This window comes from Sphingomonas sp. GW821-FHT10F11, assembly GCF_058809095.1.
The window spans coordinates 385,939-411,431 of record NZ_JBXASH010000002.1; the positions used below are offsets into that span (position 1 = coordinate 385,939).

General features: G+C 65.9%; 21 protein-coding genes. 6 read left to right on the forward strand and 15 right to left on the reverse strand.

From position 1 onward, the window contains the following. Positions 1 to 78: 78 nt before the first annotated feature. The 7 genes from AC1RT8_RS08175 to AC1RT8_RS08205 form a co-directional block, all read right to left on the reverse strand. On the reverse strand, positions 79 to 873 hold the full coding sequence (locus AC1RT8_RS08175) for a tetratricopeptide repeat protein (RefSeq protein ID WP_493075114.1): 795 nt from the start codon (positions 871 to 873) through the stop codon (positions 79 to 81). Next, entirely contained in the window at positions 870 to 1,604 is a 735-nt protein-coding gene (locus AC1RT8_RS08180; protein WP_493075115.1) for an alpha/beta hydrolase, read from the reverse strand. Before AC1RT8_RS08180 ends, AC1RT8_RS08175 begins: the two co-directional genes overlap by 4 nt. A gap of 238 nt (positions 1,605 to 1,842) precedes the next feature. Continuing rightward, complete coding sequence (locus tag AC1RT8_RS08185) at positions 1,843 to 2,958, reverse strand: M48 family metallopeptidase (protein ID WP_493075116.1); 1,116 nt, start codon at positions 2,956 to 2,958, stop codon at positions 1,843 to 1,845. Beyond that, positions 2,933 to 4,042 carry a YjgN family protein gene (locus AC1RT8_RS08190; protein ID WP_493075117.1) on the reverse strand — a complete coding sequence of 370 codons (1,110 nt, stop codon included), beginning with the start codon at positions 4,040 to 4,042 and terminating at the stop codon, positions 2,933 to 2,935. Before AC1RT8_RS08190 ends, AC1RT8_RS08185 begins: the two co-directional genes overlap by 26 nt. A gap of 100 nt (positions 4,043 to 4,142) precedes the next feature. Continuing rightward, a complete protein-coding gene (locus AC1RT8_RS08195) occupies positions 4,143 to 5,078 on the reverse strand; it encodes an alpha/beta fold hydrolase (RefSeq protein ID WP_493075118.1) in 936 nt (311 codons plus the stop codon). Continuing rightward, positions 5,075 to 5,284, reverse strand: coding sequence for a helix-turn-helix transcriptional regulator (locus AC1RT8_RS08200; RefSeq protein WP_372849665.1), 210 nt, complete (start codon positions 5,282 to 5,284; stop codon positions 5,075 to 5,077). The genes AC1RT8_RS08195 and AC1RT8_RS08200 overlap by 4 nt, the downstream gene beginning before the upstream one ends. Next, entirely contained in the window at positions 5,281 to 5,688 is a 408-nt protein-coding gene (locus AC1RT8_RS08205; RefSeq protein WP_493075120.1) for a hypothetical protein, read from the reverse strand. Before AC1RT8_RS08205 ends, AC1RT8_RS08200 begins: the two co-directional genes overlap by 4 nt. Before the next feature lie 322 nt (positions 5,689 to 6,010). Between AC1RT8_RS08205 and AC1RT8_RS08210 the strand changes: the two genes are divergently transcribed. Beyond that, the gene (locus tag AC1RT8_RS08210) at positions 6,011 to 8,572 is read left to right on the forward strand and encodes a TonB-dependent receptor (RefSeq protein WP_493075121.1); all 2,562 of its coding nucleotides are present in this window, start codon (positions 6,011 to 6,013) and stop codon (positions 8,570 to 8,572) included. After that, the gene (locus AC1RT8_RS08215; protein ID WP_493075122.1) at positions 8,572 to 10,629 is read left to right on the forward strand and encodes a hypothetical protein; all 2,058 of its coding nucleotides are present in this window, start codon (positions 8,572 to 8,574) and stop codon (positions 10,627 to 10,629) included. Before AC1RT8_RS08210 ends, AC1RT8_RS08215 begins: the two co-directional genes overlap by 1 nt. Here AC1RT8_RS08215 and AC1RT8_RS08220 read toward each other — a convergent pair. From AC1RT8_RS08220 to AC1RT8_RS08235, 4 genes are all read right to left on the reverse strand, one after another. Continuing rightward, positions 10,604 to 11,272, reverse strand: coding sequence for a DUF6445 family protein (locus AC1RT8_RS08220; RefSeq protein ID WP_493075123.1), 669 nt, complete (start codon positions 11,270 to 11,272; stop codon positions 10,604 to 10,606). The genes AC1RT8_RS08215 and AC1RT8_RS08220 overlap by 26 nt on opposite strands. After that, positions 11,269 to 12,753: a tryptophan halogenase family protein gene (locus tag AC1RT8_RS08225; RefSeq protein WP_493075570.1), complete on the reverse strand. Its 1,485-nt coding sequence runs from the start codon at positions 12,751 to 12,753 to the stop codon at positions 11,269 to 11,271. Before AC1RT8_RS08225 ends, AC1RT8_RS08220 begins: the two co-directional genes overlap by 4 nt. A 190-nt stretch (positions 12,754 to 12,943) precedes the next feature. After that, positions 12,944 to 13,198, reverse strand: coding sequence for a DUF6356 family protein (locus tag AC1RT8_RS08230; protein ID WP_493075124.1), 255 nt, complete (start codon positions 13,196 to 13,198; stop codon positions 12,944 to 12,946). 35 nt (positions 13,199 to 13,233) lie between these two features. Continuing rightward, positions 13,234 to 14,655: a glutamate ligase domain-containing protein gene (locus AC1RT8_RS08235; protein ID WP_493075125.1), complete on the reverse strand. Its 1,422-nt coding sequence runs from the start codon at positions 14,653 to 14,655 to the stop codon at positions 13,234 to 13,236. A gap of 51 nt (positions 14,656 to 14,706) precedes the next feature. Here AC1RT8_RS08235 and AC1RT8_RS08240 point away from each other — a divergent pair, with 51 nt between their 5' ends. Then, positions 14,707 to 15,525, forward strand: coding sequence for an LD-carboxypeptidase (locus tag AC1RT8_RS08240; RefSeq protein ID WP_493075126.1), 819 nt, complete (start codon positions 14,707 to 14,709; stop codon positions 15,523 to 15,525). Between the two features lie 16 nt (positions 15,526 to 15,541). On the opposite strand, the gene AC1RT8_RS08245 is transcribed toward AC1RT8_RS08240, so the two are convergent. Together AC1RT8_RS08245 and AC1RT8_RS08250 are read right to left on the reverse strand one after the other, a co-directional pair. After that, positions 15,542 to 15,835, reverse strand: a complete 294-nt coding sequence (locus AC1RT8_RS08245; protein ID WP_493075127.1) for a YciI family protein — start codon at positions 15,833 to 15,835, stop codon at positions 15,542 to 15,544. Positions 15,836 to 15,864: 29 nt separating this feature from the next. Continuing rightward, positions 15,865 to 16,236: a VOC family protein gene (locus AC1RT8_RS08250; RefSeq protein ID WP_493075128.1), complete on the reverse strand. Its 372-nt coding sequence runs from the start codon at positions 16,234 to 16,236 to the stop codon at positions 15,865 to 15,867. A 141-nt stretch (positions 16,237 to 16,377) separates the two neighbouring features. Here AC1RT8_RS08250 and thrS point away from each other — a divergent pair, with 141 nt between their 5' ends. The 3 genes from thrS to AC1RT8_RS08265 all read left to right on the forward strand — a co-directional run bounded on the left by thrS (position 16,378) and on the right by AC1RT8_RS08265 (position 22,035). Next, the gene (thrS, locus tag AC1RT8_RS08255) at positions 16,378 to 18,369 is read left to right on the forward strand and encodes a threonine--tRNA ligase (protein ID WP_493075129.1); all 1,992 of its coding nucleotides are present in this window, start codon (positions 16,378 to 16,380) and stop codon (positions 18,367 to 18,369) included. 111 nt (positions 18,370 to 18,480) lie between these two features. Further along, positions 18,481 to 19,017 carry a translation initiation factor IF-3 gene (infC, locus tag AC1RT8_RS08260; RefSeq protein WP_299913759.1) on the forward strand — a complete coding sequence of 179 codons (537 nt, stop codon included), beginning with the start codon at positions 18,481 to 18,483 and terminating at the stop codon, positions 19,015 to 19,017. Between the two features lie 255 nt (positions 19,018 to 19,272). Then, positions 19,273 to 22,035, forward strand: a complete 2,763-nt coding sequence (locus AC1RT8_RS08265) for a TonB-dependent receptor (protein WP_493075130.1) — start codon at positions 19,273 to 19,275, stop codon at positions 22,033 to 22,035. A gap of 216 nt (positions 22,036 to 22,251) precedes the next feature. Here AC1RT8_RS08265 and AC1RT8_RS08270 read toward each other — a convergent pair whose 3' ends face one another. Further along, positions 22,252 to 22,632, reverse strand: a complete 381-nt coding sequence (locus tag AC1RT8_RS08270; protein WP_493075131.1) for a VOC family protein — start codon at positions 22,630 to 22,632, stop codon at positions 22,252 to 22,254. A gap of 20 nt (positions 22,633 to 22,652) precedes the next feature. Then, positions 22,653 to 25,400 carry a [protein-PII] uridylyltransferase gene (locus AC1RT8_RS08275; protein ID WP_493075132.1) on the reverse strand — a complete coding sequence of 916 codons (2,748 nt, stop codon included), beginning with the start codon at positions 25,398 to 25,400 and terminating at the stop codon, positions 22,653 to 22,655. Positions 25,401 to 25,493 lie beyond the last annotated feature (93 nt).

Genomic DNA, 25,493 nt, shown 5'->3' on the forward strand with positions numbered 1-25,493 from the left:
CGCGCGCGACGAGGCTTGCCAGTACCGACCGGGGATCGTCGCGGCATTTTCCCTCTTCCGCTGGGAGGGGAAGAAGGCTCAGGGCTTTGCCGGTGTCGGGGCAGGAGTCGCCGCAGGCGCGGGGGCGGGCGCATCGAACTGCTTCAGCGCATTGCGGGCATTGCGCGCCGCCTCGCTGTCGGGCTTCAGCTTGGCTGCGCTGTTCCACGCCGCCTTCGCACCCGCCTCGTCGCCCAGCGCGGCGGCGATGTTGCCCGCCTCGAGCTGGACCGACGGATCGTCGCCCGCCAGCTTGATCGCCTCGGCAATATCCTTCTTGGCACGCGGCAGGTCGCCCGTTCGCCGCGCCAGGGTCGCCGACAGCAGCCAGGCGAGCGGATCGGCGGCGGCATCGACCAGCGCACGGTCGAGATCGGGCCGCGCATCGGCCAGGTCGCCGCTCGCGACAAAGGCGCGGGCGCGGTCGAGATTGGCCTCGCCGCGCTGCATGCCCTGGAGCGTGCCCGTGGCCAGCGCCGCGTTGAGCGCGCCGCGCGCCTTCATCGCCTCGCCGCTCGCCAGCCAGGCATTGCCCGCCTGCGCCCAGTAATTCGCGGCGCGCCTGTCCTTCGCGATCTCCCCGCCGCGCGCGGCCGCCTCGAATTCGGCCGCTGCCGCGGTCCAGCGCGTCTGGTTGGCATAGGAAATGCCCAGGCATTGGTGCGACAGGAAGCCGCCGCCCTCGCGCTGCCAGCGCGCGGCCTCGACTTCGGCGGCGCGTGGGTCGTCTTCGGCGAGATCGACGCAGCGATCGAAGCGCTGCTCGACGGGATCGGGGGGGCCAGAGACCGGGGCGGTGCTTTGGGCGGCAAGCAGTAAAAGGGGCAGGATCATAAGCGCTGGATCACATCCTCGACCGCCCCGATGAGCAGCGCGATATCGGCATCGCGCGACAGGCGGTGGTCGCCGTCCTTGACGAGCATAGTCTGCACATCGGCTGAACGCAGCAGTTCGGCGAGCCGGACGGTGCGGTGCCACGGCACGTCGGGATCGGCCTGGCCCTGCAATAGCCGCACCGGCCCGTCGAACGGAATCGTGCCCGACATCAGCCGGTGCGCCTCGCCCGATTGCCAGAAGCGCGACGTGTAGACGGTCGGCTGGTCCGAATAGATGGACGGCCGCTCGATCCGGCCATTCTGCAGCAGCGCGAGTTTCTCGTCGGTGGTGAAGCCCCAATCGGTGAAGTCCGGCGCGGGGGCGATGCCGACCAGCCCGACCACCCGGTCCGGCCGCGCGCGCGCCACGAGCAGCATCAGCCATCCGCCCATCGACGATCCGACCAGAATGACGGGTCCGGTGACGGCACGGTCGACCATCTCCAGCGCATCGTCGCGCCAACCCGCGAGCGTCTGGTCCTCGAATATGCCCTCGCTCTGTCCGCATCCTCCATAGTCGAACCGCAGGAACGCCCGGCCTTCCTCCTTCGCCCAGGCCTCCAGCGCGATCGCCTTGCTGCCGCTCATGTCGGAGGCATAGCCCGGCAGGAACATGATCGTCGGGCCGGCGCCTTCGGTCAGGTGATAGGCGAGCGCTGGGCGGGCGGGGGTTGGAGCCGGATCGGTCATGCGACGCCCTTATACGGACTGCTTTGCCCCGTGGAGGCGAAACTGATGGTCACGGCATAGCGCGTGCACGGGAGTCGTTGAATCGAGCGCGGGCAATGCCGGCTATATCCTTCACCCAGGGAGATATGGGACACCATATGTCCCATATCTTTCCCTCAGAAATTTGAAATTATATCGATATATTTCAATATATTAGTTGGTATTCGCCGCGACTCTCGCCGCTTGGCGGCTTACAAGGTCAGAACCGGAACCCGCTGTCCCTCTTTCGATCCGGATCCGCCGAGCAGATCGACCGGAGGCTCGCCCATTCCTCCGGCGTCAGCGTCGGCGTGAAATCCGTCCGCCCCTTTGCCGCGGCGGTGAATTGCGCGGCGCGGTCGCTCGACATCGGATGGCTCGAGAAATAATTGAGCATCTTCGCCGCACCCTTGACGTCGGTCTGCCCCGACAGCCGGCGGAAGAACTGCGCCGTCGCCAGCGGCGACACCTTGGCCTTGCCCATCTGCTCGCGCGCGAAATCGTCGGCGCGCTGCTCGGCGCCGCGCGAATAGGTCGCCGACAACAGGCTGTTGGTATAGCCGCCGATATTCCCGTCGAGCCCGCCGAGGATCACGCTCAGCCCAAGCTGGCGCAGCAGCGATTCCATCACGTCGCGGTGCTCGACATGGCCGATCTCGTGCGCGAGCACGCCGGTCACCTCGTCAGCCGACGCGGCCTTCTCGATCAGCTCGTCGAAGATCACGATCTTGCCGCCGGGCAGGGTGACCGCGTTGACGATCGGCATGTGCACCACGCGCACCTCGATCGGGCGGTCGCCCGGATCGATCCGGCGCACCATCTTGGTCAACGCCGCGAGCCCCGCCGGCGTGTTGCATGCCCGGTTGCCCAGATCGCCGACCATCAGGTCGCCCAGCCGTTGCTCGACCGAGGGCGGCACCATGCGCGCGACCACGGCCGGGCTGCGCAGCACCACGAACACGGTCAGCGCCGCGAGGACCGCGCAGACCGCGACCGACCGCCACAGGCCGAACCGGTCGATGAAGCCGCCATAGCGCACCGCGCCCGGCAGATGCGTGGCGATGTCCGCCGGCACGCCGCCCGAGAAGCCGATCCGCCACCCCGGCCGGTTCTTCAGCCCGAAGATCGTATCGCCGTCGATCGCATCCCGCGCGACGAGATCGGCAAAGGCGAACGGCCCCCAGACCCGGTCGCGCTCGGTCAGCCGGAAGCTGCTGCCTTCGGTCTCGAACAGCGGCTGGAACCGGAGGCCGCTCTCGCCGTCATAATGCCAGACGCGGACCGGGTCCGCGCCAGCCTCAGAACGCTCGTCAGAAGGCTCCGATGTCGAATGCATCCAGCAATCCTTCGCCCTGGCCGGGCTGTTTGGTGGTCGACTGGGTAAAGTCGTCGAGGCTGACCTCGCCATAAGCGTTCACATGCCGGATGAAGAAGGTCCAGTTGCGATAGCCGACGAAGATCTGGCCGATGCCCAGCGTGAACACCACCAGCGCGAAATTGCCGAGGAACAGCTTGATCCAGTCCCAGGTGCGCGCGTTGAAATCGAACTCGAGCCCGCCGAGCGACAGCTTGCCCACCACCTCGCGGAAATAGGCCGCGTAATAGATCATCGCGATCACGCCGAGTACGATGAAGAAGCCCAGGTACAAAAGCGCCCCGATGATGATGAGCATCACCGGCAGCGATTGCGGCGGCCCGCTTTCGCCCGGGCCCATGCCGGTCGCGGCCGCGAACACGCCGAATATCATGATGACGGCGAAGATGCCGACGAACAGGATGATCGGCACGAGATAGAAGAGCAGGAATTTGAGGAAGATCGAATCCGGATGGGCGTTCGCCTCGAACTCGTGTGGGCCGAAGCTCATCTGGTTCCAGCGCTCGTTCCACAGGCTGGTCATCGACCAGGGAATCAGCAAGCCCAGCGCGAGCGATCCGGCAAGCGTCCGCCACAGATAGGCCCAACCGAACCCGAAGCCCTGGCTGTTCGATCCGCCCCGGATGCCGTGCCAATAGGTCCGGCTCAGCCGGTAGCGCAGCGCGCGGAAGATCGCGACGCCCGCCAGATAGAGCAGGAAGAGATAGAGGCACAGGCCGATCAGCGCCGCGGCGCCCGGATGATCGCGCAGGAGCAGACCCTGCAGCAACAGGTTCAGCGCGGCGAAGGGCACGAAGAACAGGACGATCGCCAGCACATAGCCGATGAACAGCTCGAGCCCCGTGCCCATCCATTCCAGCCGGTCGTCGATGAAGCGGGTGCGGCTCCACAGATATTTCCGCTCGCGGGTGCGCGCCCAGAAAATATAGATGCCGAGCGTCACGATGCTGAGCAGCAGGTTGGTGAAGGCGATGGGGGCGAACTCGCGCCAGTCCCCGGTAAATTCGAAAGCGCTCGCGCGCGGCGACTCGACGTCGTGATCCATGAAAATCCCCCCTGCTGCGCCATGAGTTGGAGCGCAGCGGGGGGAAGGGGTCAAGCCGGAAAATCAGGCGGTTAGCCGTCAGGTTACCACCATATCGGTGCTATTTCGCGTCGGCGAAGGCCTTGAGCGCCATCGCGAAGGCGGCCGGCTGATCGAGCATCACGAAATGGGCGCTGTCGCCGACATCGACATAGGTCATGCTTGGCGCGGCGGCATAGGCGCCCTTGTACAGCGCGTCGGCCATCGGCCTGGGCACCGCCGCACTCCACGGATAGACCAGGGTGATCGGCGTCCCGATCGCGGCCAGATCGGGGCGGAGGTCGGTCGTCAGGTCCTCATACATCGCCTCGCCCGAGACGCGCGGATCGGCCGCCATCACCCATGCCTTTACCTTGGCGCGGGACTCGGGCTTGAGCGCGAGCTGGTTGGCCACCGCCTCGGCCTGGGCCGGATTGGCCGGCTTGCCCCAGGTCGCCACCAGCTGGTCGCGCATCGCCTTGCCCTGCGGTTCGACCATCGCGACCGTCGCGGTCGGGCCGAACATCATGCCGAAAAAGGGCAGGGAATCGACCACCATCAGCCGCGACAGATGGTCGGGATGCGCCTTGGCGAACATCAGCCCGACCAGCCCGCCCAGCGAATGGCCGACGACCGCCGCGTCCGTGATCTTGTTGCGGACGATATAGCCGTCCAGATCGCCGATGATGCCGTTCAGGATGCCAGGCTGCAGGTTCGCGCCCGGCGCCTCGCCCCCGAAACCGTTGACCTGGACGAGATAGACTTTGTGGGTCTTCGCCAGCTCCGGCACCACGCCTTCCCACACCGCACGGGGGCTTGAGAGGCCCGGGATCAGGAAGATCGCGGGGCCGGTGCCGGTCGCCTCGATCGAGATATGGTCCATCGTCTCCGCCGCGGGCGCAGCGGTCTTGGTCATGGCTGGGGCCGGGGCGGGCGCGGCATGGGCGGGGAAGACGTTGAGCAGCAGCAGCGGCAGGGCGATGGCGGCGATCAGGCGGCCTTTGGTGGCGGGGGTCATTGCATGGTCTCCTTGGAAGGGCTGGTGAAGATGTCTTCGATCGAGAGTTCGAACAGCTCGGCGATCTTGAAGGCGAGAGGCAGCGAGGGGTCGTAACGGCCGGTCTCGATCGCGTTGACGCTCTGGCGCGAGACCTCGAGCCGGTCGGCGAGATCGCCCTGGCTCCAGTCACGCTCGGCGCGGAGCACCTTGAGGCGGTTCTTCATGCCGCACCTCGCCATGCCTGGAGCTTGTTGACGCAGGCGCCGACGCCCAGCCCGGCGAACCACAGGATCACCGCGTAATAGGCATAGACATGCGGCACGAGCCCGAAATTCTCGAGGAAACCCCAGGCGGTGGCGATGCTGAGCGCAAAGCCGGTCGCGATCAGCGCCTGGCGCACCATCATGTCGCGCAGATATTCGTCGGTCTCCTCGGTCAGGTAGCGCCCGATGACCACCAGGATGCCGATGATCGGCAGCGCGGGCAGGATTCCGGCGATCCAGGCGACCGGTCCGCTCAGCAACTGGTGCTTGAAGCAGTAGACCGCGAAGAACAGCGCCGCCGCGTAGATCAGGCTGAGGACGATCACCCGCCGGTTGTAGCGTGAGATCGCTTTGCTTTTTGCCATGAGTAAAGGCTCCTTTCGAATCAGTGAAGGAGGCTTTACAGTAAAGCGTGCTTGTCTGTCAAGCCAGGTTGTCAGATAGTCGCGTGTGGTTGTCAGATGGAGCTTCCGATGCGGAGCGGGCATTGGGCCTGCGCGGGTTGGGGTTCCACATCCAACGCGCGCGACGGCCGATAGCCGGACCAGCCGTGCCACAAGTGCGGTGAAGTCCACTCCGCCCCACGCGCGACCTTGGACCCGGAAGCCGCTTCGTGGGTTGTCCAAAAAAAATCGCGGTTTGCGAGTCAGCGTCACGCCCGGTCACCGGACGTGCAGGGAGAGAGACATGCCTGTTTCGGAGCGTCTCAGCGTGCGTGCGGGACTATTGCTCGGCGCGGCAATATTTCCGGCGGTGCCGGCATTGGCGCAGACTGCCCAGAGCGATGCGCCGCCCACCCCACAGGCGGCAGGTTCCGCCCAGACGCCGCCAGCCGACGATGCCAGCAACATTCAGGACATCGTCGTTACCGGCCAGACCTCGCGCGACCGCCCGCTGATCACGTCTTCCGCCGATATCACCTATGCGACGCGAGAGACCATCGATCGCAAGGCGCCGCGTTCCACCGCCGACATGCTCGAACTCGTCCCCGGCATCTTCGTCGAGGGCACGGCGGGCGAGCTTTCCAACAATTATTCGGTCCGCGGACTTCAGGGCGGCGGGCAGCGCTTTGTCCAGCTCGAAGAGGACGGAATGCCGATCCTGTATCAGGGTGGCGGTGCCGACTTCTTCTTTTCGCAGGATCTCACGATCGACCGGCTCGAGGCCGTGAAGGGCGGCTCGTCGGGCGTGCTGACCGTCAACGGCGCCGGTGCGACGATCAATTTCATCTCGAAGCGGCCCAACTTCACCGAGCTCGAGGGCATCGCCCGCGTCACCGCCTATAATTACGGGCTGAAGCGCGCCGACCTCTATCTCTCCGCGCCGATCGCCAACAACCTCGCGTTCAGCGTGGGCGGCTATGTCGAGAGCAGCCCCGGCGTCCGCGACAACCCGTTCGATTACAAGGGCTATCGTGTCAAGGCGATGCTCGAATATCGCTTCGACGGGGGCGGCTCGATACGGCTCACCGGCAAGATCGGCGACCTGAAAACGGCTTATTATGCCGACCAACCCTATACCTACAGCAACGGCAAGCCGGGCAGCGTTCCCGGCCTCGACACCCAGTTCGGCAATATCGGAGGCGACGCCTTCAGGAACATCGCCGTGCCGGTTTCGACCTTCGTCGATCCGGATGGATTGCGCGACTTCCGCTACAGCGAAGGCGTGCGGGCCAAGACCAAGCAGCTGCGCCTCGACTTCGAAAAACCGGTGACCGACGGGCTCGAACTGTTCGTCAGGACCCGCTACCTCGATTTCAGCTATGACTTCAACGGGCTCTTCCCGGGATCGGGCACGGGCAATGCCGGACTCACCAGCGCGGTCAACTATCTGACGCCGGGTGCGGATTCGCCGATCAACAACCTGCTGACGCTCGGCACGGCAGCCTTCCCGGCGACGGTGCGCTTCGGCATCAAGAACCTGCGCACCGGCACCGTCACCGGCTCGAACCAGGCCGATGTGTTGAATGCTCTGAACGGCAACGGTTTCCTGCAGGAAACCGTGCTCAACCACGATTCCCTGAAGGGTCATGATTTCGGCGCGAATGCCGGCTTCCGCTGGGAATTCGAAAGCGGCGCGTTCAAGAATTCGCTGACCGCCGGCGTGATGTATTACGATGTCCACCGCGCGCAGAATCAGTCGGCGACCGGCACCGTGGTCAACGACGTCCGCACCAACAGCGACATTTACGACATCGTCGCCCTCGATGCGAACAACAACGTCATCGGCACGCTCAGCGACAACGGCCTTATTTCCTATGGCGACTGGGGGGTGGGCATCCGCGAGCGCGACGACAAGTCCATGTCGGTGTATATCAACGACGAACTGGCGATCGGCGACAAGCTGCATATCGACGCGGGCATCCGCTGGGAAAGCGACGAGGCGCGATTCCGCGACGGCAATGCGGCCGCGGTCAACCAGCCGGTGCCGCCCGGCACGCCCGGCGTCATCCCGACGGTGGGCTCGACCTGGGACGGGACTTTCACCACCACCCGGCGCACTCAGGAAAAGGCCGCCTGGACGGTGGGTGCCAACTATCTCATTACGCCGAGCCTCTCGGTCTATGGCCGCTACGCCAGGGGCTTCCAGACCAACAATACCGATCCGACCACCGAGATCGAATTGTACGAGGCGGGTGTCCGGTATCAGATCGGCCGTTTCTTCAGCGCTACGGCGACGGTCTTCCGCACCAACTTCAACGACCAATTCTACAATTTCATCGACCCGTCCGACCCGACACAGCAGACGAGCTTCCTCGCCGATCTGAGCACCAAGGGGATCGAGATCGATGCGATGGTGCGGCCGGTCGACTGGTTCTCGATCGACTTCGCCGGCGTGTTCCAGGATCCCAAGCTCAGCAACCTGCGGCTGAACGGCGTGGCCCAACCGACCTATGACGGCAACCGGCCCGAGCGGACGCCCGCTAGGCTCTACACGATCACCCCGACGATCAAGCTGCCGAACGGGCTGGGCTCGGTCTATGGGCGGTACAAATATATCGGCAAGATCTTCGCGGATTCGGGCAATGGCGTGGCGTTGCCGGGCTATGGCGTGACCAGTGCCGGTGTCGCCGTCAACCTGACCAAACGCCTGCAGGTAAGCTTCGACGTCGACAATATCTTCGACGTGGTCGGGCTGACCGAGGGCAATCCGCGCCAGGGCCAGACGCAGAATGCCACGTCGGGCTATTTCTACGCCCGTGGCATCGTCGGTCGGACCTTTGGCGGCTCGGTGACGATGAAATTCTGATGCCGGCACCGCTCGTTCGGGCTCTGGCCGCGGCACTATGCCTGATGGCGGCGGCGCCCGGGCCTGCCCAGCGCGCGCCCGAGCTGAGCTACCAGATCAGCGAGGGACAGAATCTCAACGCCTTTGTCCGCGACGGCAAGGTCGCCGCACATTTGTTGCTGCGGTCAGGAGACGACCCGCGCATCCTTGTCGCCTTTCCGGCGGGCAATAGCGGGGTCGGGCTATGGTTCGATCGCGTATCGGCGCCGGCGCGCTGGCAACTGGACGGCACCCCGCAGCCGATCACGCTGACCGACGGCCGGGGTCGCCCGCTCTACGGCATCCGCGCCGTGGCCAGCGTCACCGCGACGCGGCTGGCGATACGGCAGGCGGTGCTGTCGAATATCCGCTTCCTGCGCGACTATCAGGCGGTCGGCACATTCCCGGCCGACGTGGCGTCACCGATGCAGGTGGACGGAGACCGGGTTCGATATGCCCGCGACCGGGTCGATGGGGCGCCAGGCTATCGGCTTGACCTGCGGGTACTCGACGGGCGCCTCGACAAGGAGGGGATCCATGCTGGGCCAGGCGATCGCATCCGGCTGGAGATCACCGCCGCGAGTGGCGACACTCCGCTGACCGGGCTGACTCTTCCCGAACTGCTCAACGACCGTGCGGCCGACGATCCGGCGGCGCGCAATGCACTGCGTTTCCTGAGCTATCGCGAGAAATTCCTCGCCGGCTCGTGGCGCTTCGATACCTATTTCGGTCGTGACACGCTGATGTCGGTGCGACTGCTGATGCCTGTGCTCCGCCCGGCGGCGATCGAAGCCGGGCTCGGCGCCGTGCTGGCGCGGCTCAGCGAGGGGGGCGAGGTCGCCCATGAGGAAGGCCTGTCCGAATTCGCCATCCTCGACCGGCGGCAACATGGCGGCAGCGGCGACGCGCCAACGCTCGACTATGCGATGATCGACGACGATTTCATGCTCGCACCCGTGGCGGCGAGCTACCTGCTCGACCATGCGGGGCCGCGCGCGGCGCGCGCCTTCCTCGCGCGCGACATTGCGAGTGACGCGAGGCCCGGCACGGCGGAGAATGCCGGCGCGGCGCTGATGCGCAATTTGCGTTTCGTGCTCGCCCAGGCGGAACCCTTCGCCAGGGCGCCCGGCGCCACCCGCCTCGTATCGCTCAAGCCCGGCCGGATGACCGGCCAGTGGCGCGACAGCGAGGAAGGGATCGGCCGTGGGCGCTATCCCTATGACGTCAACGCCGTGTTTGTCCCGGCGGCGCTCGAGGCAGCAGATCGCCTGTTCCGCGCCGGTCTGCTCGGGCCCTATCTGGCGGCGACGGACCGGGCCGCGTTCGAGCGGGCCCGGGCGACGGCCATGTTGTGGCGCGCGCGCGTACCGGAGCTTTTTCGTGTCTCAATGTCAGCGGCCAAGGCCGGATCGATGATCCAGGCCTATGCGACCAAGCTCGGCGTGCCCGCCGGACCCGCGGTCGCCGCACTCGGCACCGCGCCGCTCGCCTTCCACGCCATCTCGCTCGACGCGAACGGCGAGCCGGTGCCGATCCTCAATTCGGACGAAGGCTTCGCCCTCCTCTTCGGCGATCCCTCACCAGCCGATCTCGATATCTATGTGGGTGCGATCATGCGTCCCTTCCCGGCGGGGCTGATGACCGATATCGGCCTGCTCGTGGCCAATCCGGCGCTGACGGACAAGGCCGAGCAGGCGCGCTTCACCGCCGGGGCCTATCACGGCACCGTCGTCTGGTCGTGGCAGCAGGCGCTGCTTGCCGCCGGGCTCGAACGTCAGATCGCCCGGCGCGACGTGCCTGCGTTGACCCGCAACCGGCTCCGCCAGGCACAGGCGCGCCTGTGGCGCGCCATCTCCGCGACCCGCGCGCTGCAGAGTTCGGAACTATGGTCCTGGACGTTCGAAGGCGGTCAGTATCGGGCGGTGCCGTTCGGCGCGGGCCGGCAGGATGTCGATGAATCGAACGCGGCGCAGCTCTGGAGCACCGTCTATCTGGCCGTAAAGCCGCCGGTCGTCATGCGGCGGACAGGAAGGCGGTGACGGTCAGCCGGCCCCGCGCCGGGTCGTCGCTCAGTAGCGCGTCCGGCGCGATCGCGCCGCTGTGGAGTAGCGCGCTGCGATAGAGGAGCGCGCGATTATAGCGCGCCTCGACCAATGCGATGCGCTCGAACAACGGCGTGCTGTCGGCGATATAAGCGGGCGCCGGCTTATGGGAGCGCAGCTCTGCGTCGAGACGCTCGAAATAGACGGGCGCACGGGCTTCGTCGATCGTCTCGAATCCGGTCGCGCGGTGACGGAAAAAGGCGGTGCCGCCGCCTTCGGGCACGAGATAATGGACAAGGGCGATCCGCCCGGCCGCCACGGCATCGACATGGGGAAGCCGCTGCTGCAGCGACAATGCTCCGGGCGCCATGGTCACGATCGAGAAGCCGGCATCGAGCAGATCGGCGCGGTCGAGGCCGAACACCTCGCGCAACACCGTGGCGACGATCGGTCGGACCGCGGGGAGATAGCCGGGTGGCAGCGGCGCGCGCAGCCCGGGATAGTGGCGACCCGCGGGGCCGAAGCGGCTCGCCTGCGCCGCCGCGCGCAAGGCGTCCGGGTCGGGCGCGAAGCCGTCGACGATCGCGATCGCCTGTTGCTCGTGGCCGATCCGCCGCGCAACGATCTCCGGCGGCGTCATGATGTCACCGCGACGCCCTGGATCCGGGCCAGCGCTTCGTCATGCGGCGGCTGCGCGGCAATGGCGCGGGCGACAAGGTCGGCAACCTGCTCGAGCTGTGTGCGATTGGTGGACGGATCGAGCGTGTCGGCGAGGGGATTGTAATCCTCGGCGACGATGCCCTGGCCGTTGAGCACGGCGAGCCAGCTCGCCTCGCGGAAAAGCTCGTCGCTGCCCACGATCACCCGGCCGGACCGGCGATAATGCGCCTCGCGCTCGACCAGCGTGTCGGGCAGCGTCATATGTCGACACCCCGTCCAGAGCGGTTGGGGCCTCTCCTGGGCATGGTAGTGGAGGATGAGGAAATCCCTGATATTGTCCATGTCCGCCGCGAACAGCGCGTCGAATCGACGCCCAAGCGCCGGGGCGCAATCGCGGTCCGGAAAGAGCGTGAGCAGCTTGGCGATGCCGCTCTGGATCAGGTGGATGCTCGTCGATTCCAGCGGCTCGAGAAAACCCGAGGAGAGGCCGATCGCGACGACGTTCCCCATCCAGTTGTGCCGCCGGCGCCCCGCGGTGAAGCGCAGGAAGCGTGGTTCGGCCAGCGCCTCGCCATCGAGATTGGCGAGCAGGGTCGCCGCCGCCTCGTCGTCGCTCACGAACTGGCTGCCATAGACATAGCCGTTGCCGGTGCGGTGCTGGAGCGGGATGCGCCACTGCCACCCGGCGGGCCGCGCCGTGGCCCGGGTGTGCGGGGTGGTCGCCGCCACACGCGCGCACGGAACGGCGACGGCGCGGTCGCACGGAAGCCAGTGCGACCAATCGTCATAGCCTGCCCGCATCACCCCTTCGATGAGCAGCGCGCGGAAGCCCGAGCAATCGACGAACAACTCGCCCTCCAATCGGTCGCCCCGCGCGGTGGTGAGTGCGGTGACGAAGCCTGTCTCCGGATGTCGTTCGACCTGATCGAGCCTGCCCTCGATCCGCGTCACGCCATTCGCCTCGGCGAGCGTACGCAAATGGCGGGCATAGAGGCTCGCATCGAAATGATAGGCATAGCCAAGCGTGGACAGGATCGAGCGGGGGTCGCTCACCGGTTTGGCAAAGCGGCCCTGGCGCGCCAGCCCGGTCGCCAGCGAGAAGGCGCTTAGCGGCAGGTCGAAGCCCTCGGCCCGCGCCTTGAACCAGCGGTGATGGAAAGCAACGCCGGGCAGCGGGATGCCATATTGCCCGAAGGGGTGGAAATAGCGGTGGCCAGGCCGCATCCAGTCGACGAACTCTATCCCCAGCTTGAACGTGGCCTTGGTGGCGTGAAGAAAGGCCGCCTCATCCAGCCCGGCGAGGTCGTTGAACCAATGGATCGTCGGGATCGTTGCTTCGCCGACGCCGACGGTGCCGATCTCCTCCGATTCAAGCAGCGTGATCGAAAGCCGCTTCCCGAAAGCCCGGGATAGGGCCGCCGCCGTCATCCAGCCGGCCGTACCGCCGCCCAGAATGACCATATGGTCGATTCGTCCCGTCGCGGCCCCAATGCGCTCCACTTGCCTCTCCCGCGCCTGTCGTCGTCGGCTCGTTCGCTCGGCAAGCTTTGCAGGCAATGCCGACTTCGACTGTTTTCTCCCTGTTAAACGCCCGGAACAAGGAGGATCGCGCCCTCGAACGGCCAGCACCGCTCCCGGAAAACCGGCCCCGTCAGATCACATATTCGACGGTCGCCATCTGAGTCTGCGCCGCCCGTGCCGCATTGCGCTTGGTGACCAGTTCGGCATGCAGCGCGGAGACGGTGTCGCTGCCGGCGGTCTTGAACACGAACGGCAGGAAAGCGTGGAGCGAACAGCGCAGGCCGCCCCACATCATCTTCATCCCGAAGCGCGAGGCGACGCCGAAATGCTCGGTATAGCTTTCGCCGACCGATTTCGGGTGATCGAGGAACAGGCGGCGGAACATGGCAGGCCTCATTGGTTGCGCTGGCGGCCGCGATATCATGCCTGTAGCCGGTTGCCAGCCTTGTTCGCGATACCCGCCAGCATATCCGCGGCAAGCTGACTGAGCGTGTCGTCCCGCGCCCCCATCACCACGATGCGGTCGCCCGGCCGCGCCTCGGCGACGAGATGCGCCGCGGCGGCATCGCGCGTCGGGATGTGGAGCGCCTTGCGGCCCGCCGCGGCGACATCGGCGGTGATGTCGCCGCTGGTCACCTCGCGATTGACGGTGCCGCCCATATAGACCGGGTCGGGCAGGACGAGCAGGTCTTCCTCGCCGAGCTTGTCCGCCAGGGTTGCGACCAGTTCGCTGCGCATCACCTTGAGCGGGCCATAGCCATGCGGCTGGAACAGGACGAGCAGCCGCCCTGGAAAGGCATGCAGCGTGTCGAGCGTGGCGGCGATCTTGTCGGGGTTGTGGCCGAAATCGTCGATCACCGCGATGCCGTTCGCCTCGCCGACCAGCTCCATCCGTCGCCTGAGGCCAGTGAAACCGCCAATCGCCCGCGCCGCCTCGACCAGCGGCACGCCCGCCGCCCGCGCCGCGCCGATCGCGGCCAGCGCGTTGGAGACGTTATGGCGCCCCGGCACCTTCAACGACACCGCGACCGGCGCCGCGCCGCGTTCGGACAGGCTGAAATCGACGCCGAACGGCCGCTGCACCAGGCCGATCGCCACGAGATCGGCTTCCTGGCCAATCGAGAAGGTCAGGCGGCGTTCCGGCGGCACGGTCATCGCCAGCGCTGCGCCGTCGCCATTGTCCAGGTTGATCACCGCGGTGGCGGCGCGCGCGATGAAATCGCCGAACAGGGTACGCAGCTCGTCGAGCGACTTGTGGTCGAGGCTCACATTGTTGAGCACCGCGACCTTGGGCCAATAGAGCGCGATCGATCCGTCGCTCTCGTCGACCTCGCTGACGAACGACTCGCCATTGCCCACGAGCGCGCTCGCAAAGGGCGCGTCGTCGCTCGCGAAATTCTTCATCACCGCGCCGTTCATCACCGTCGGGTCGCGGCCCGTCGCGTGCAGGATCCAGCCGATCATGCCGGTCACGGTCGACTTGCCCGAGGTGCCGGCCACGCCGATCGGCAAGGGTGCGGCGTTGAACAGCTTGGCGAGCAGTTCGGCCCGGCTCATCCGCTTCGCGCCGACCGCGTCGGCGGCGACGATATCCGCGATGGTCGATTCCACCGCCGCCGAGGCGACCACCGTCTGGCTCGCCGAGGTGATGCCGCTGCCGTCCTGCTTGAACAGCGTGATGCCCTTGGCGCGCAGATCGTCGAATTTGGCGGGAAGCCGGTCCTGGTCGAGCGTCCGGTCCGACCCGGCGACCCTGGCGCCCTGGCCGCTGAGGATCATCGCCAGCGGCATCATGCCGCTGCCGCCGATCCCGACGAAGAAGTAGGATTTGCCGTCGTGCATGGCTGGGCGCTATCGCGGGATTCTGGGATCGGGGCAAGCGAGAGGGTGACAATGCGGATCGGAATCGTCGCTCCGGGCAGACCGATCGACCAGGCGCTGGCCGATCGGGCGACGGCCTTTGCGGCGGGCACCTTTCCCGAGGCCGAACTCGTCTTCCACCCGCAATGCTTCCTGAGCGACGGCGGGCATTTTGCCGGGACCGACGACGCGCGGGCCGCCGCCTTTCTCGACTTCGCCAATGACGCGGCGTTCGACGCCTTGTGGTTCGCGCGCGGCGGCTATGGCGCCAACCGCATCCTCGACGCCGTGATGCCCGCGCTTGGACCTGCCGCCTCGGCCAAGACCTGGTGCGGCTATTCCGATGGCGGCTTCCTGCTCGGTGCGCTCTATGCCGGCCGCCTCGGGCGCCCGGTCCATGCTCCTTTGGTCAGCGACCTGAAGCGCGAGGGCGGCGAGGCGGCGATCGCCCGCACGCTCGCCTGGCTGGTCCGCCGCGACGCCGCCGTGCTCGAGTCCGGCCTTGGCGGGCAGCCAAGCGTTGCGTTCAACCTCGCTATCCTCAACGCGCTGATCGGCACGCCCTGGCTGCCCGACCTGACCGGCCATGTCCTCATCATCGAGGATCTGTGCGAGCCGCTCTACCGGATCGACCGGATGCTCTTCCAGATGGCGCATGCGACCCAGTTGAAGGGGATCGCCGGGGTGCGGCTCGGGCGGATGAGCGATATCATCCCCAACGATCCGCCCTTTGCCGAGGATGTGCGGCAGGTGATCGACCGCTGGTGCCGCGAGATGGGCGTGCCCTTCATGGGCGCGGCGGATATCGGCCATGACGCGGACAACAAGGTCGTGCCGTTCGGCGTCTTCTAGGGGCCGCCCGTTCGATTCAATCGCGCGGCAGTTCGCGTATTTCAACGGTGCCACCACAATCGAATACGGGATTGCCGGCCAGCAATGCCTGCGCCGCGCTCATATCCTCGGCCCGCACGCGGATATAGCCCGCCAGATGGGGACTGCTCTCCCCGGGCACGCCCTGTTTCCGGAAGGTCGCGCCTGTGCCGATCGAACTGCCGCCCCCGAACGCATCGTGCCCGCGCAGGAACGAGAAATAGCCGGGCCACATATCGGAGGAGAGTGCCGTGACCGTATCGCTATGCATCAGCATGATGAAATCCCGCACATACCTCTCCCCGAACCCAGCGCTTGCCGCTATTGTATCAAACGGCTCGGCCAGCCGATACGGACCAGGGTCTGGTCGGGGTCGCTCACCGCGAATTCGTACATGCCCCAGGGCTTGTGGGTCGGCCGCTTCTCCCGCTCGATGATCTCGTCGCGGAAGATCGCGGCGAGCGCATCGACGTCCTCGGTGTAGAGATACAGGCCGAACGGATTTCGTCCCGGCACCAGCCAGCCCTTAACCGCGGGCTGAAGATGGATGTCGCCGCCCTTGCCGTCGCTGAGCATGCGATAGTCGTCATAGGTACCGGCGCTCTCCGGCGGCTGGCGGAAGCCGAGCCGGTTGTAGAAGGCCTCGGACGCATCGAGGTCGTTGCAGGGCAGGATCGCCGTCAGTGTCGTCATAGGGGGCCGCTCCATCTGGCATAGCGTGTCGCAATGGGCTCCCGGAATGCCGATGCTACGCTTTCCGCTTCGACTTGCCTATATAGGCGCCGCGTGCATAAGCCCGCGCACCTTCCCAACACAGAAAGTACCGATTTCGTCATGTCCGAGATGTTCCGCATAACGCTGCCCGACGGTTCCGTCCGTGAGGTAGCGCCGGGGACTACCCCCGCGGACATCGCCGCGGCGATCGGTCCGGGCCTCGCCAAGGCGGCGATCGCCGCGCGCGTCGATGGCGACCTGCGCGACATCATGCGCCCGTTCGACGGCGACGCGCAGCTCGCGCTGGTGACCAGCCGTGACGAGGCGGACGCGCTGGAACTCGCGCGCCACGATTATGCGCATGTGCTGGCCGAGGCGGTGCAGGCGCTGTTCCCCGGCACGCAGATCACCTTCGGCCCTTCGACCGAGGACGGCTTCTATTACGATTTCGCGCCGAAGGACCGGCCTTTCACCGAGGAGGATCTGCCGGCGATCGAGGCGGAGATGCGCAGGATCATCGCCGCCGACAAGCCGCTCCGCCGCGAAGTGTGGAGCCGCGAGCAGCTGATCCAGCGCTGGCGCGAGCAGGGCGAGAGTTTCAAGGCCGAATGGGCCGCCGAACTGCCCGAGCAGGAGGAGCTGACGGTCTATTGGTCCGGTGGCGACTGGCTCGACATGTGCCGTGGGCCGCATCTCGCCTCGACCGGCAAGCTCGATCCCCAGGCGTTCAAGCTGACGCGCGTCTCGGGCGCCTATTGGCGCGGCGACCAGGCGAACGCGATGCTCAGCCGCATCTACGGGACCGGCTGGCTCAACAAGAAGCAGCTCGACCAGCATCTCTTCCGCCTGGAGGAAGCGGCCAAGCGCGACCATCGCAAGATCGGCCAGGAGATGGACCTGTTCCACCTCCAGCCCGAAGCGCAGGGATCGGTGTTCTGGCATCCGAAGGGCTATATCCTGTGGCGCCAGCTCGAGGCCTATATGCGCCGCCGGCTCGATGCTTCGGGCTATGTCGAGGTGAAGACGCCGCAGCTGATGGACGCGCGCCAGTGGGAGCAGTCCGGCCATTGGGGCAAGTACCGCGAGAACATGTTCGTCGTGCCGGACGAGATCCCCTCGACCGACGACGAGGCGCCGATCCTGTCGGGCAAATCCGACCTGATGGCGCTGAAGCCGATGAACTGCCCGGCGCATGTCCTGATCTTCCGTCAGGGCATCAAGTCGTATCGCGACCTGCCCATTCGCCTGGCGGAGTTCGGCTGCTGCCACCGCAACGAGCCGCACGGCGCGCTGCACGGCATCATGCGCGTGCGCCAGTTCACCCAGGACGATGCGCATATCTTCGCCCGCGAGGATCAGCTGATCGACGAGATCAAGGCGTTCTGCGATCTGCTCGACAGCATCTATCGCGATCTCGGTTTCGAGAATTATGCGATCAAGCTGGCGCTGCGCCCCGAGAAGCGTTTCGGCGACGATGCGATGTGGGACCGAGCCGAGCAGATCCTGCGGGACGCGGTCGAGGCGACCGGCCGCGCGACCGAGGAATATGGCTGGGAGGAACTGCCGGGCGAGGGCGCGTTCTACGCGCCCAAGCTCGAATTCCACCTGACCGACGCGATCGGGCGGACCTGGCAGGTCGGCACGATGCAGGCGGACACCGTGCTGCCCGAGCGACTCGATGCGAGCTATGTCGGCGAGGACGGCAATCGCCATCGCCCGGTGATGCTCCACCGCGCGATTCTCGGCACGTTCGAGCGCTTCATCGGCATCCTGATCGAGCATCATGCCGGCCGTTTCCCGCTCTGGCTCTCGCCGGTGCAGGCGGTGGTCGCGACGATCGTCTCGGACGCGGATGATTATGCCAGGGTCGTCGCGGAGAAGCTCGCCGCGGCGGGCCTGCGCGTCGAGACCGATCTGCGCAACGAGAAGATCAACTACAAGGTGCGTGAGCACAGCCTGGCGAAGGTCCCCAATCTGCTCGTCGTCGGCAAGCGCGAGTCGGAGGAAGGCACCGTTGCGCTGCGCCAGCTCGGCAGCGATCGCCAGCAGATACTGAGCCTCGATGAGGCGATCGCGATGCTGAAGAAGGGCGCGACTCCGCCCGATCTGTAACGCGCTCCGCAAGTTGTTCCCGGCGAAAGCCGGGGGCATCTTCCCCAACACGCCAAAAATCACTATATCGCCCTGTCCAACCACCAAGGAGCAGTACCTATCCGTCCTCCCATGATCCGGCGCCCGCAAGGGGCGCCCGTGCCGCTCAACGGCCCGCGCTTCAACGAATTCATTGTCTCGCCCAAGGTCCGCGTGATCGATCAGGACGGCGAGAATCTCGGTGTCATGTACACCCGCGAAGCGATGGAGCAGGCGCAGAGCGTCGGGCTCGACCTCGTCGAAGTGTCGCCCAACGCGGATCCGCCCGTCGCGAAGTTCCTCGACGTCGGCAAGTTCAAGTACGAGGCGCAGAAAAAGGCGAACCTCGCCCGCAAGTCGCAGAAGACGCAGGAGATCAAGGAGATCAAGATGCGTCCGAACATCGACGATCACGACTACGACACCAAGATGAAGAAGGTGATCGAGTTCATCGGCGAAGGCGACAAGGTCAAGATCACCCTCCGCTTCCGCGGCCGCGAGCTTAGCCACGGCCAGCTCGGCATGGCGCTGCTCCAGCGCGTCCAGGCGGACGTCGTCGAGACTGCCAAGGTCGAGGCCTATCCGCGCATGGAAGGCCGCCAGATGCTGATGGTCCTCGCGCCGAAGTAACAAGCCGGCAACACGATTTTTTTCCGCGGCGACGACGTTGCCGCGGAACTTTTCGGGCGATCGTGCCCTTCCCCAGCATTCCGTAACGTAAGCCCGACGGTCAACAGGACCGGTGCGGGCCTTTTGTTGTTTGTCTGCATCACAGACATTCAAAAAACGGATTTGGTGCCATCTATCTATGGACGAACGCGCCCGTACGGCTATCCGATGAGGATACCCAATACTCAAAAAACAAAATCTGGAGAGAGTGTCGCAATGCGTAAATCCGCGTATCTGTTGTCTGTCGCCGCCATCGCGTTCACCGTACCCGCCTTTGCGCAGGACGTCCCGACCACCCCCCAGCCCGAGGCACAGTCCGCCTCGCAAGGTACCGCCGATACAGCGACCGCCGACGAGGGCAGCGCGGACATCATCGTGACGGCCACCCGCCGTTCCGAGCGCCTGTCCGACGTGCCGATCGCGGTCTCCGCGGTGAGCCAGCAGGCGCTGCAGAATTCGGGCGCGACCGATATCCGTGCGCTGGCACAGCTCGCGCCGTCGCTGCTCGTCTCTTCCACCGGCAGCGAGGCCAATGCCTCGGCGCGCGTTCGTGGCATCGGTACGGTTGGCGACAATCCCGGCCTGGAAAGCTCGGTCGCGGTGTTCATCGACGGCGTCTATCGCAGCCGCACCGGCTCGGGCCTCAACGATATCGGCGAGGTCGACCGGATCGAAGTGTTGCGCGGGCCGCAGGGCACCCTGTTCGGTCGCAATGCCAGCGCCGGCCTGATCAACGTCATCACCAAGGCGCCGGCGTTCGACTTTGGCGGCTATGGTGAGGTCAGCTACGGCAACTACAACAACATCCGCGTTGCGGGTGCCGTCACCGGTCCCATCACCGACACGGTCGCCTTCCGCGTCGACGGCGTCTACGGCAAGCGCGACGGCTTCTATTACGACACGGTCAACAAGACCGATTACAACAATCGCGACCGCATTTTCGTGCGCGGTCAGCTGCTGTTCCAGCCCAGCTCCGACCTGTCGATCCGCCTGATCGGCGATTATACCTATCGCAACGAGAAGTGCTGCGGCGCGGTCTATGTCGATCTGCGCGAGAAGACCGATCCGACTCCGGGCGTGCCGGGCGACTATGCCGTGTCGGCGAGCAACCGCATCGTCGACATCATGACGAGCATGGGCGCCGTCTTCCCGAGCGCGAACGACCCGTACAACCGCCGCATCGCGAACACCGCGGGCCGCGCCTACAGCAACAAGACCAAGGACTATGGCGGCTCGGCCCAGGTCGACTGGAATTTCGGCGGCGCCTCGCTGACCTCGATCACGGCGTATCGCGAGTACAAGGCGGGCGGCGCATCCGACATCGATTATGGTAGCCTCGACATTGGCTATCGCCCGGATGACGGCAATAATTACCGCCAGTTCCACACCTTCAGCCAGGAATTGCGGCTGCAGGGCTCGGCGTTCGGCGACAAGCTCGACTGGCTGATCGGCGGTTATTACAGCCGCGAGGACCTGCAGGTCGTCGATAACCTGAAATTCGGCACGCAGTACGGCATGTTCGCCGCCTGCCGTGTCGTCTCGGGCGTCAGCCCGGCGGCGGTGCTGCGCAATCCGAACGCGCCGGGCTGCCTGAGCGCGACCGGCATCGCGACGCTGAACGGGGCGCTCGGTGCCGCGGCGCCGCTCGTCATCGGCAATCTCAACCGGCTGAGCACGCTCAACGACCTTGGTACGATCCGCGATGTCTATAACCAGCGCAGCGAGAATTTCGCGGCCTTCACGCACAATATCTTCAAGGTCACCGACCGGCTGAGCATCACGATCGGCGCGCGCTACACGCACGAGAAGAAGGACTTCAACGCCAGCTTCCAGAACAACAACACGATCTGCCCGGCGCTCCAGGCGGGTACCGCGCAGGGCGGTCTCGGCGGGTTGCTGACCAATCCGGCGCTCGCGTCGACGGCAGCGGGCATCATCACGCTCGGCTGCACCGGTAATTCGACGATCGGACTCAACGGCAAGACGATCAGCGACAGCCTGAGCGAAGGCGAGTTCACCGGCACCGGCGTTATCTCGTACAAGCCGGTCGACGGGCTGATGGTCTATGCGAGCTATTCGCGCGGTTACAAGGCGGGCGGCTATAATCTCGACCGTTCGGACCTCGGGCCGGCATATCTGGCGTCGACCACGGCCACCCCGAATGCAGCGTTGCTCCGCTTCGATCCGGAGACGGTCAATTCCTATGAGGTCGGCTTCAAGTACAGCTCGCGCAAGTTCACGCTGAACGTCGCGGGCTTCCGGCAGGAATTCAGCAACTTCCAGCTCAACACCTTCAACGGCACCAACTACATCGTCCAGAACATCGGATCGTGTAAGACCAGCCTGAACGGGGCGGATGGCGACAACAGCGCGGCGACCGGCGCCTGCACCTCGGGCGTGAAGTACGGCGTGCTCTCGCAGGGCGTCGAGATCGAGGCGGGACTGTACCCGGCGCGCAACTTCGCGGTGAATCTTGGCTACACTTTGGCCGACACCAAGTACCGCAACAACCTGGTCGGCAGCCAGGCGGGCGAGGCGCTCGATCCGTTCCTCGCGCTGCTGCCGGGCCAGCAGATGTCGAACGCACCGCGCAACGTGGTGACCATGTCGACCAGCTGGACGCCGGAGATCGGGACGAGCGGCCTTTCCGCCCTGTTCTATGTCGATGGCCGTCTCAGCTCCGATTACAACACCGGCTCGGACCTGTTCATCGAGAAGGCGCAGGACAGCTTCTTCCTGATGAACGCGCGTATCGGCCTGCGCGGTGCTGACCAGAATTGGAGCCTGGAATTCTGGGCGCAGAACCTGCTCGACACCAAGTACGAGCAGGTGGCGTTCAACGCGCCGTTCCAGGGTGCCGGATCGCAGTCCCAGGTGCAGAAGTTCGGTGCGCCGGCTTTTGCCACGGGGAACCAGATCTTCTCCGCCTTCCTTGCCGAGCCGCGCACTTACGGCGTGACTCTGCGCAAGCGCTTCTGATGGTGGGGCTGCGGCGGCGTTTCGATGTCGCCGCAGCCTCGCTTTCGGTGTCGCGGGTCTCATCCCTACCGTTCGCCCTGAGCTTGTCGAAGGGCTGTTCTTCCCCTTTTCCCGCGCGCCGAAGAAAGAACAGTGCTTCGACAAGCTCAGCACGAACGGGAGGGGTGGATCGCGCCCAACCGGAGTTGCTCTAGCCTGGAGCGCGTGCCGTTTGAATCAAGCAGGCGGTTCCCACAGCTCGATCGCATTGCCCTCCGGATCGTGGATGCGGGCGAACTGGCCGATCTGGGGGTCGTTCCATTCCGGCTTGGTGATGATGTCGATGCCGGCGGCGTTGAGCTGTTCGAGCAGGGAATCGAGATCGCTGACCCGCAGGTTGATCATCCACTGCTTGTCTTCGGCGAAATAGTCGGTGTCGGCCTTGAAGGGCGCGAAGACGACCGGGCCGCCCTCCGTCTTCCACGACCATTCATCCGGCGTGCCTTCGGCGCTGGCCATGCAGCCGGCGCCGACATTCAGATGCTCGCGGTACCAGGCGGACAGCGCGTCCGGATCCTTGGCGCGAAAGAACAATCCTCCAATTCCCAGTACCGGCATTTCGACTCTCCCTTGTCGGATCAGGCGGCTTCCATCATCGGCGTGCCCGCTGCCGCTTCGAGCAGGCGTTTCTCGATTGCCTTGAGGCGGGTGCCCCCCGCGATCTTGTCGCCGGTCAGGTCGGTCAGGTAGAAAGTGTCGACCGCGCGCTCGCCATAGGTGGCGACGTGCGCCGAGTGAATCGTCACCTTCGACTGGAAGAGCGCATGAGCAAGCTGGTGCAGCAGCGCCGGCCGGTCGCGCGCATTGACCTCGATCACGGTGAACCGGTTCGAGGCGCGGTTGTCGATCAGTACATTGGGCGCGATGTCGAATGCTTCGGCGCGGGTGCGGGGCAGGGGCTTCGCCAATAGCCGGTCGGCGAGCCTGGAGCGATTGGCCAGGGCATCCTCGATCGCGCCCTTCAGCCGGTTGAGCTGCGCGGCGTCGTCGAACGGGCGGCCGACCGGATCCTGGACGAGGAAATTGTCGAGCGCCATGCCGTCGCGCGTGGTGTGGATGCGCGCATCGATGATGTTGCCGCCCGCCACGCTGATCGCGCCCGCGATGCGATAGAACAGGCCCGGATGATCGGCGGCATAGACGGTGACGAGCGTCGCGCCGCGCTCCGGATAGACCTGCGCCGCGATGAACAACTGGGCCGAGCCCGCTTCCTCGATGACGCGGGCGTTGCGGGCGAGCACGTCCTCGGGCTCGGCGACCCAATAGGGTTCGGGCAGGCGCTTCACCAAGGTGGCGAAACGCTTGTCGTCCCAGCCGAGTACCGCCTGCAGCGTCTCCTGCTTGGCGGCGATGCGTTCGCTGCGCCCCTTTTGCTTGTGGCCGAGCCGGAGCACTTCCTCGGCGGATTCGTACAGGTCCGAGAGCAGCTGGCGCTTCCAGCCGTTCCAGACGCCCGGCCCGACCGCGCGGATATCGACCACGGTGAGCGTCAGCAGCAGGCGCAGACGCTCCGGGCTCTGCACGATCTCGCAGAAATCGAGGATGGTCTTGAAGTCGGAGAGATCGCGCTTGAACGCCGTCGCCGACATCAGCAGATGCCAGCGGACCAGCCAGGCGACCGTCTCGGTCTCCGCCGGGTTGAGGCCGAAGCGCGGGCAGAGGCGGTTGGCCACATCGGCCCCGAGCAGCGAGTGATCGCCGCCCCGGCCCTTGGCGATGTCGTGCAGCAGCACCGCGACATAGAGTACCCGGCGCGAGACGATCTGCTTCATGATCGCCGAGGAGAGCGGGTGATCCTCGTTGAGCTCGCCGCGTTCGATCTTCGCGAGCAGGCCGATGGCGCGGATGGTGTGTTCGTCGACGGTGTAGTGGTGATACATGTCGAACTGCATCTGCGCGACGACCTTGCCGAAGTCGGGCACGAAGCGACCGAACACCCCGGCCTCGTTCATCCAGCGCAGCACCGTCTCGGGATCGCGCGGGCTGGTCAGCACGTCGAGGAACAGTGCGTTGGCCTGGGGATCGCGGCGGATGTCGTCGGCCAGCTTCGCGTCGCGCGCGGCGGCGCGCATCGCGAGCGGGTGGATCTCCATGCCGTGCTTGTCGGCCAGCGCGAACATCTCGATCAGGCGGACCGGCTTCTTCTGGAGGAAGTCGTCGGACGGGAGGGCGAGCCGGCCGCGATCCACGGTGAAGCCGTTGAGCTTGCCCGGGGCACGGCGCAGCGTCGGCAGGCCGAAGCGGCGGCCGCGCGCGGCGAACTTCTCGTCGAGGTGCGCGAGGAAGACGCCGGTGAGGTCGCCCACCGTCTTCGCCTGCAGGAAATAATATTGCATGAAGCGCTCGACGCTCGACTTGCCCGGCCGATCGGCGAAGCGCATCCGCTCGGCGATCTCGCGCTGCAGGTCGAAGGTCAGCCGGTCCTCGGCGCGCCCGGCAAGGCTGTGCAGGTGACAGCGCACCGCCCAGAGGAAATTCTCGGCGCGGTGGAACAGGCGATATTCCGCCCGGCTGAGCAGATCGGCCTCGACCAGCTGCGCTGGCTCCGAGACATTGTACGCATATTTGCCGATCCAGAAGAGCGTGTGCAGATCGCGCAGGCCACCCTTCGCTTCCTTCACATTGGGTTCGACGACATAGCGCGTGTCGCCCATCTTCTTGTGGCGTATGTCGCGCTCGATCAGCTTGTCGGCGATGAACTGGCGTGCGGTGCCGGCCTGCACCTCGGCCCTGAACTTGGCCGCTGCCTCGTCGTACAGCGCCATGTCGCCCCAGACGTACCGCGCCTCGAGCAGGGCGGTGCGGATCGTCACGTCGCTCTTTGCCTGGCGCACCATTTCGTCGAGCGAGCGGCTGCTATGGCCGACCTTCAGGCCGAGATCCCATAAAGCGTAGAGCATCGTCTCGATGACCTGCTCGGCCCAGCCGGTCTGCTTCCAGGGGGTGAGGAAGCCGATATCCAGGTCCGAATAGGGTGCCATCTCGCCGCGGCCGTATCCGCCGACCGCGATCAGCGTCAGGCGTTCCGCGGCGGTCGGGTTGCTCAGCCGGTAGAGACGGGTGACGGTGAAGTCGTAGAGCAGGCGCAGCAGCTGATCGGTGAGGAAGGCCTGGGCGGCGGCTGCCTCCAGCCCGCGCGAGGGATGCTCGATCAGGCGGCGGCCGATCTCGTCGCGGCCGGCATCGAGCGCGGTCTTGAGGATGTCGGTCGCGGCGCGGCGGAGCGCGAGCTTGTCGTCGCCCTCAAGCGCGGCGAGCGCATCGGCCAGGGTGCGGCGATCGATGATCGCGCGGCGATGGGGGAGGGAGTCGAAGCGGCCGGTCATGGGGGCTAGGTAGTGAGTCCTTGGGGTGGCGTCACGTTCGCACTGAGTCCCCTGACGTTGACGGGCAGGGGAATTGCGCTTGCGCCGCCTTTG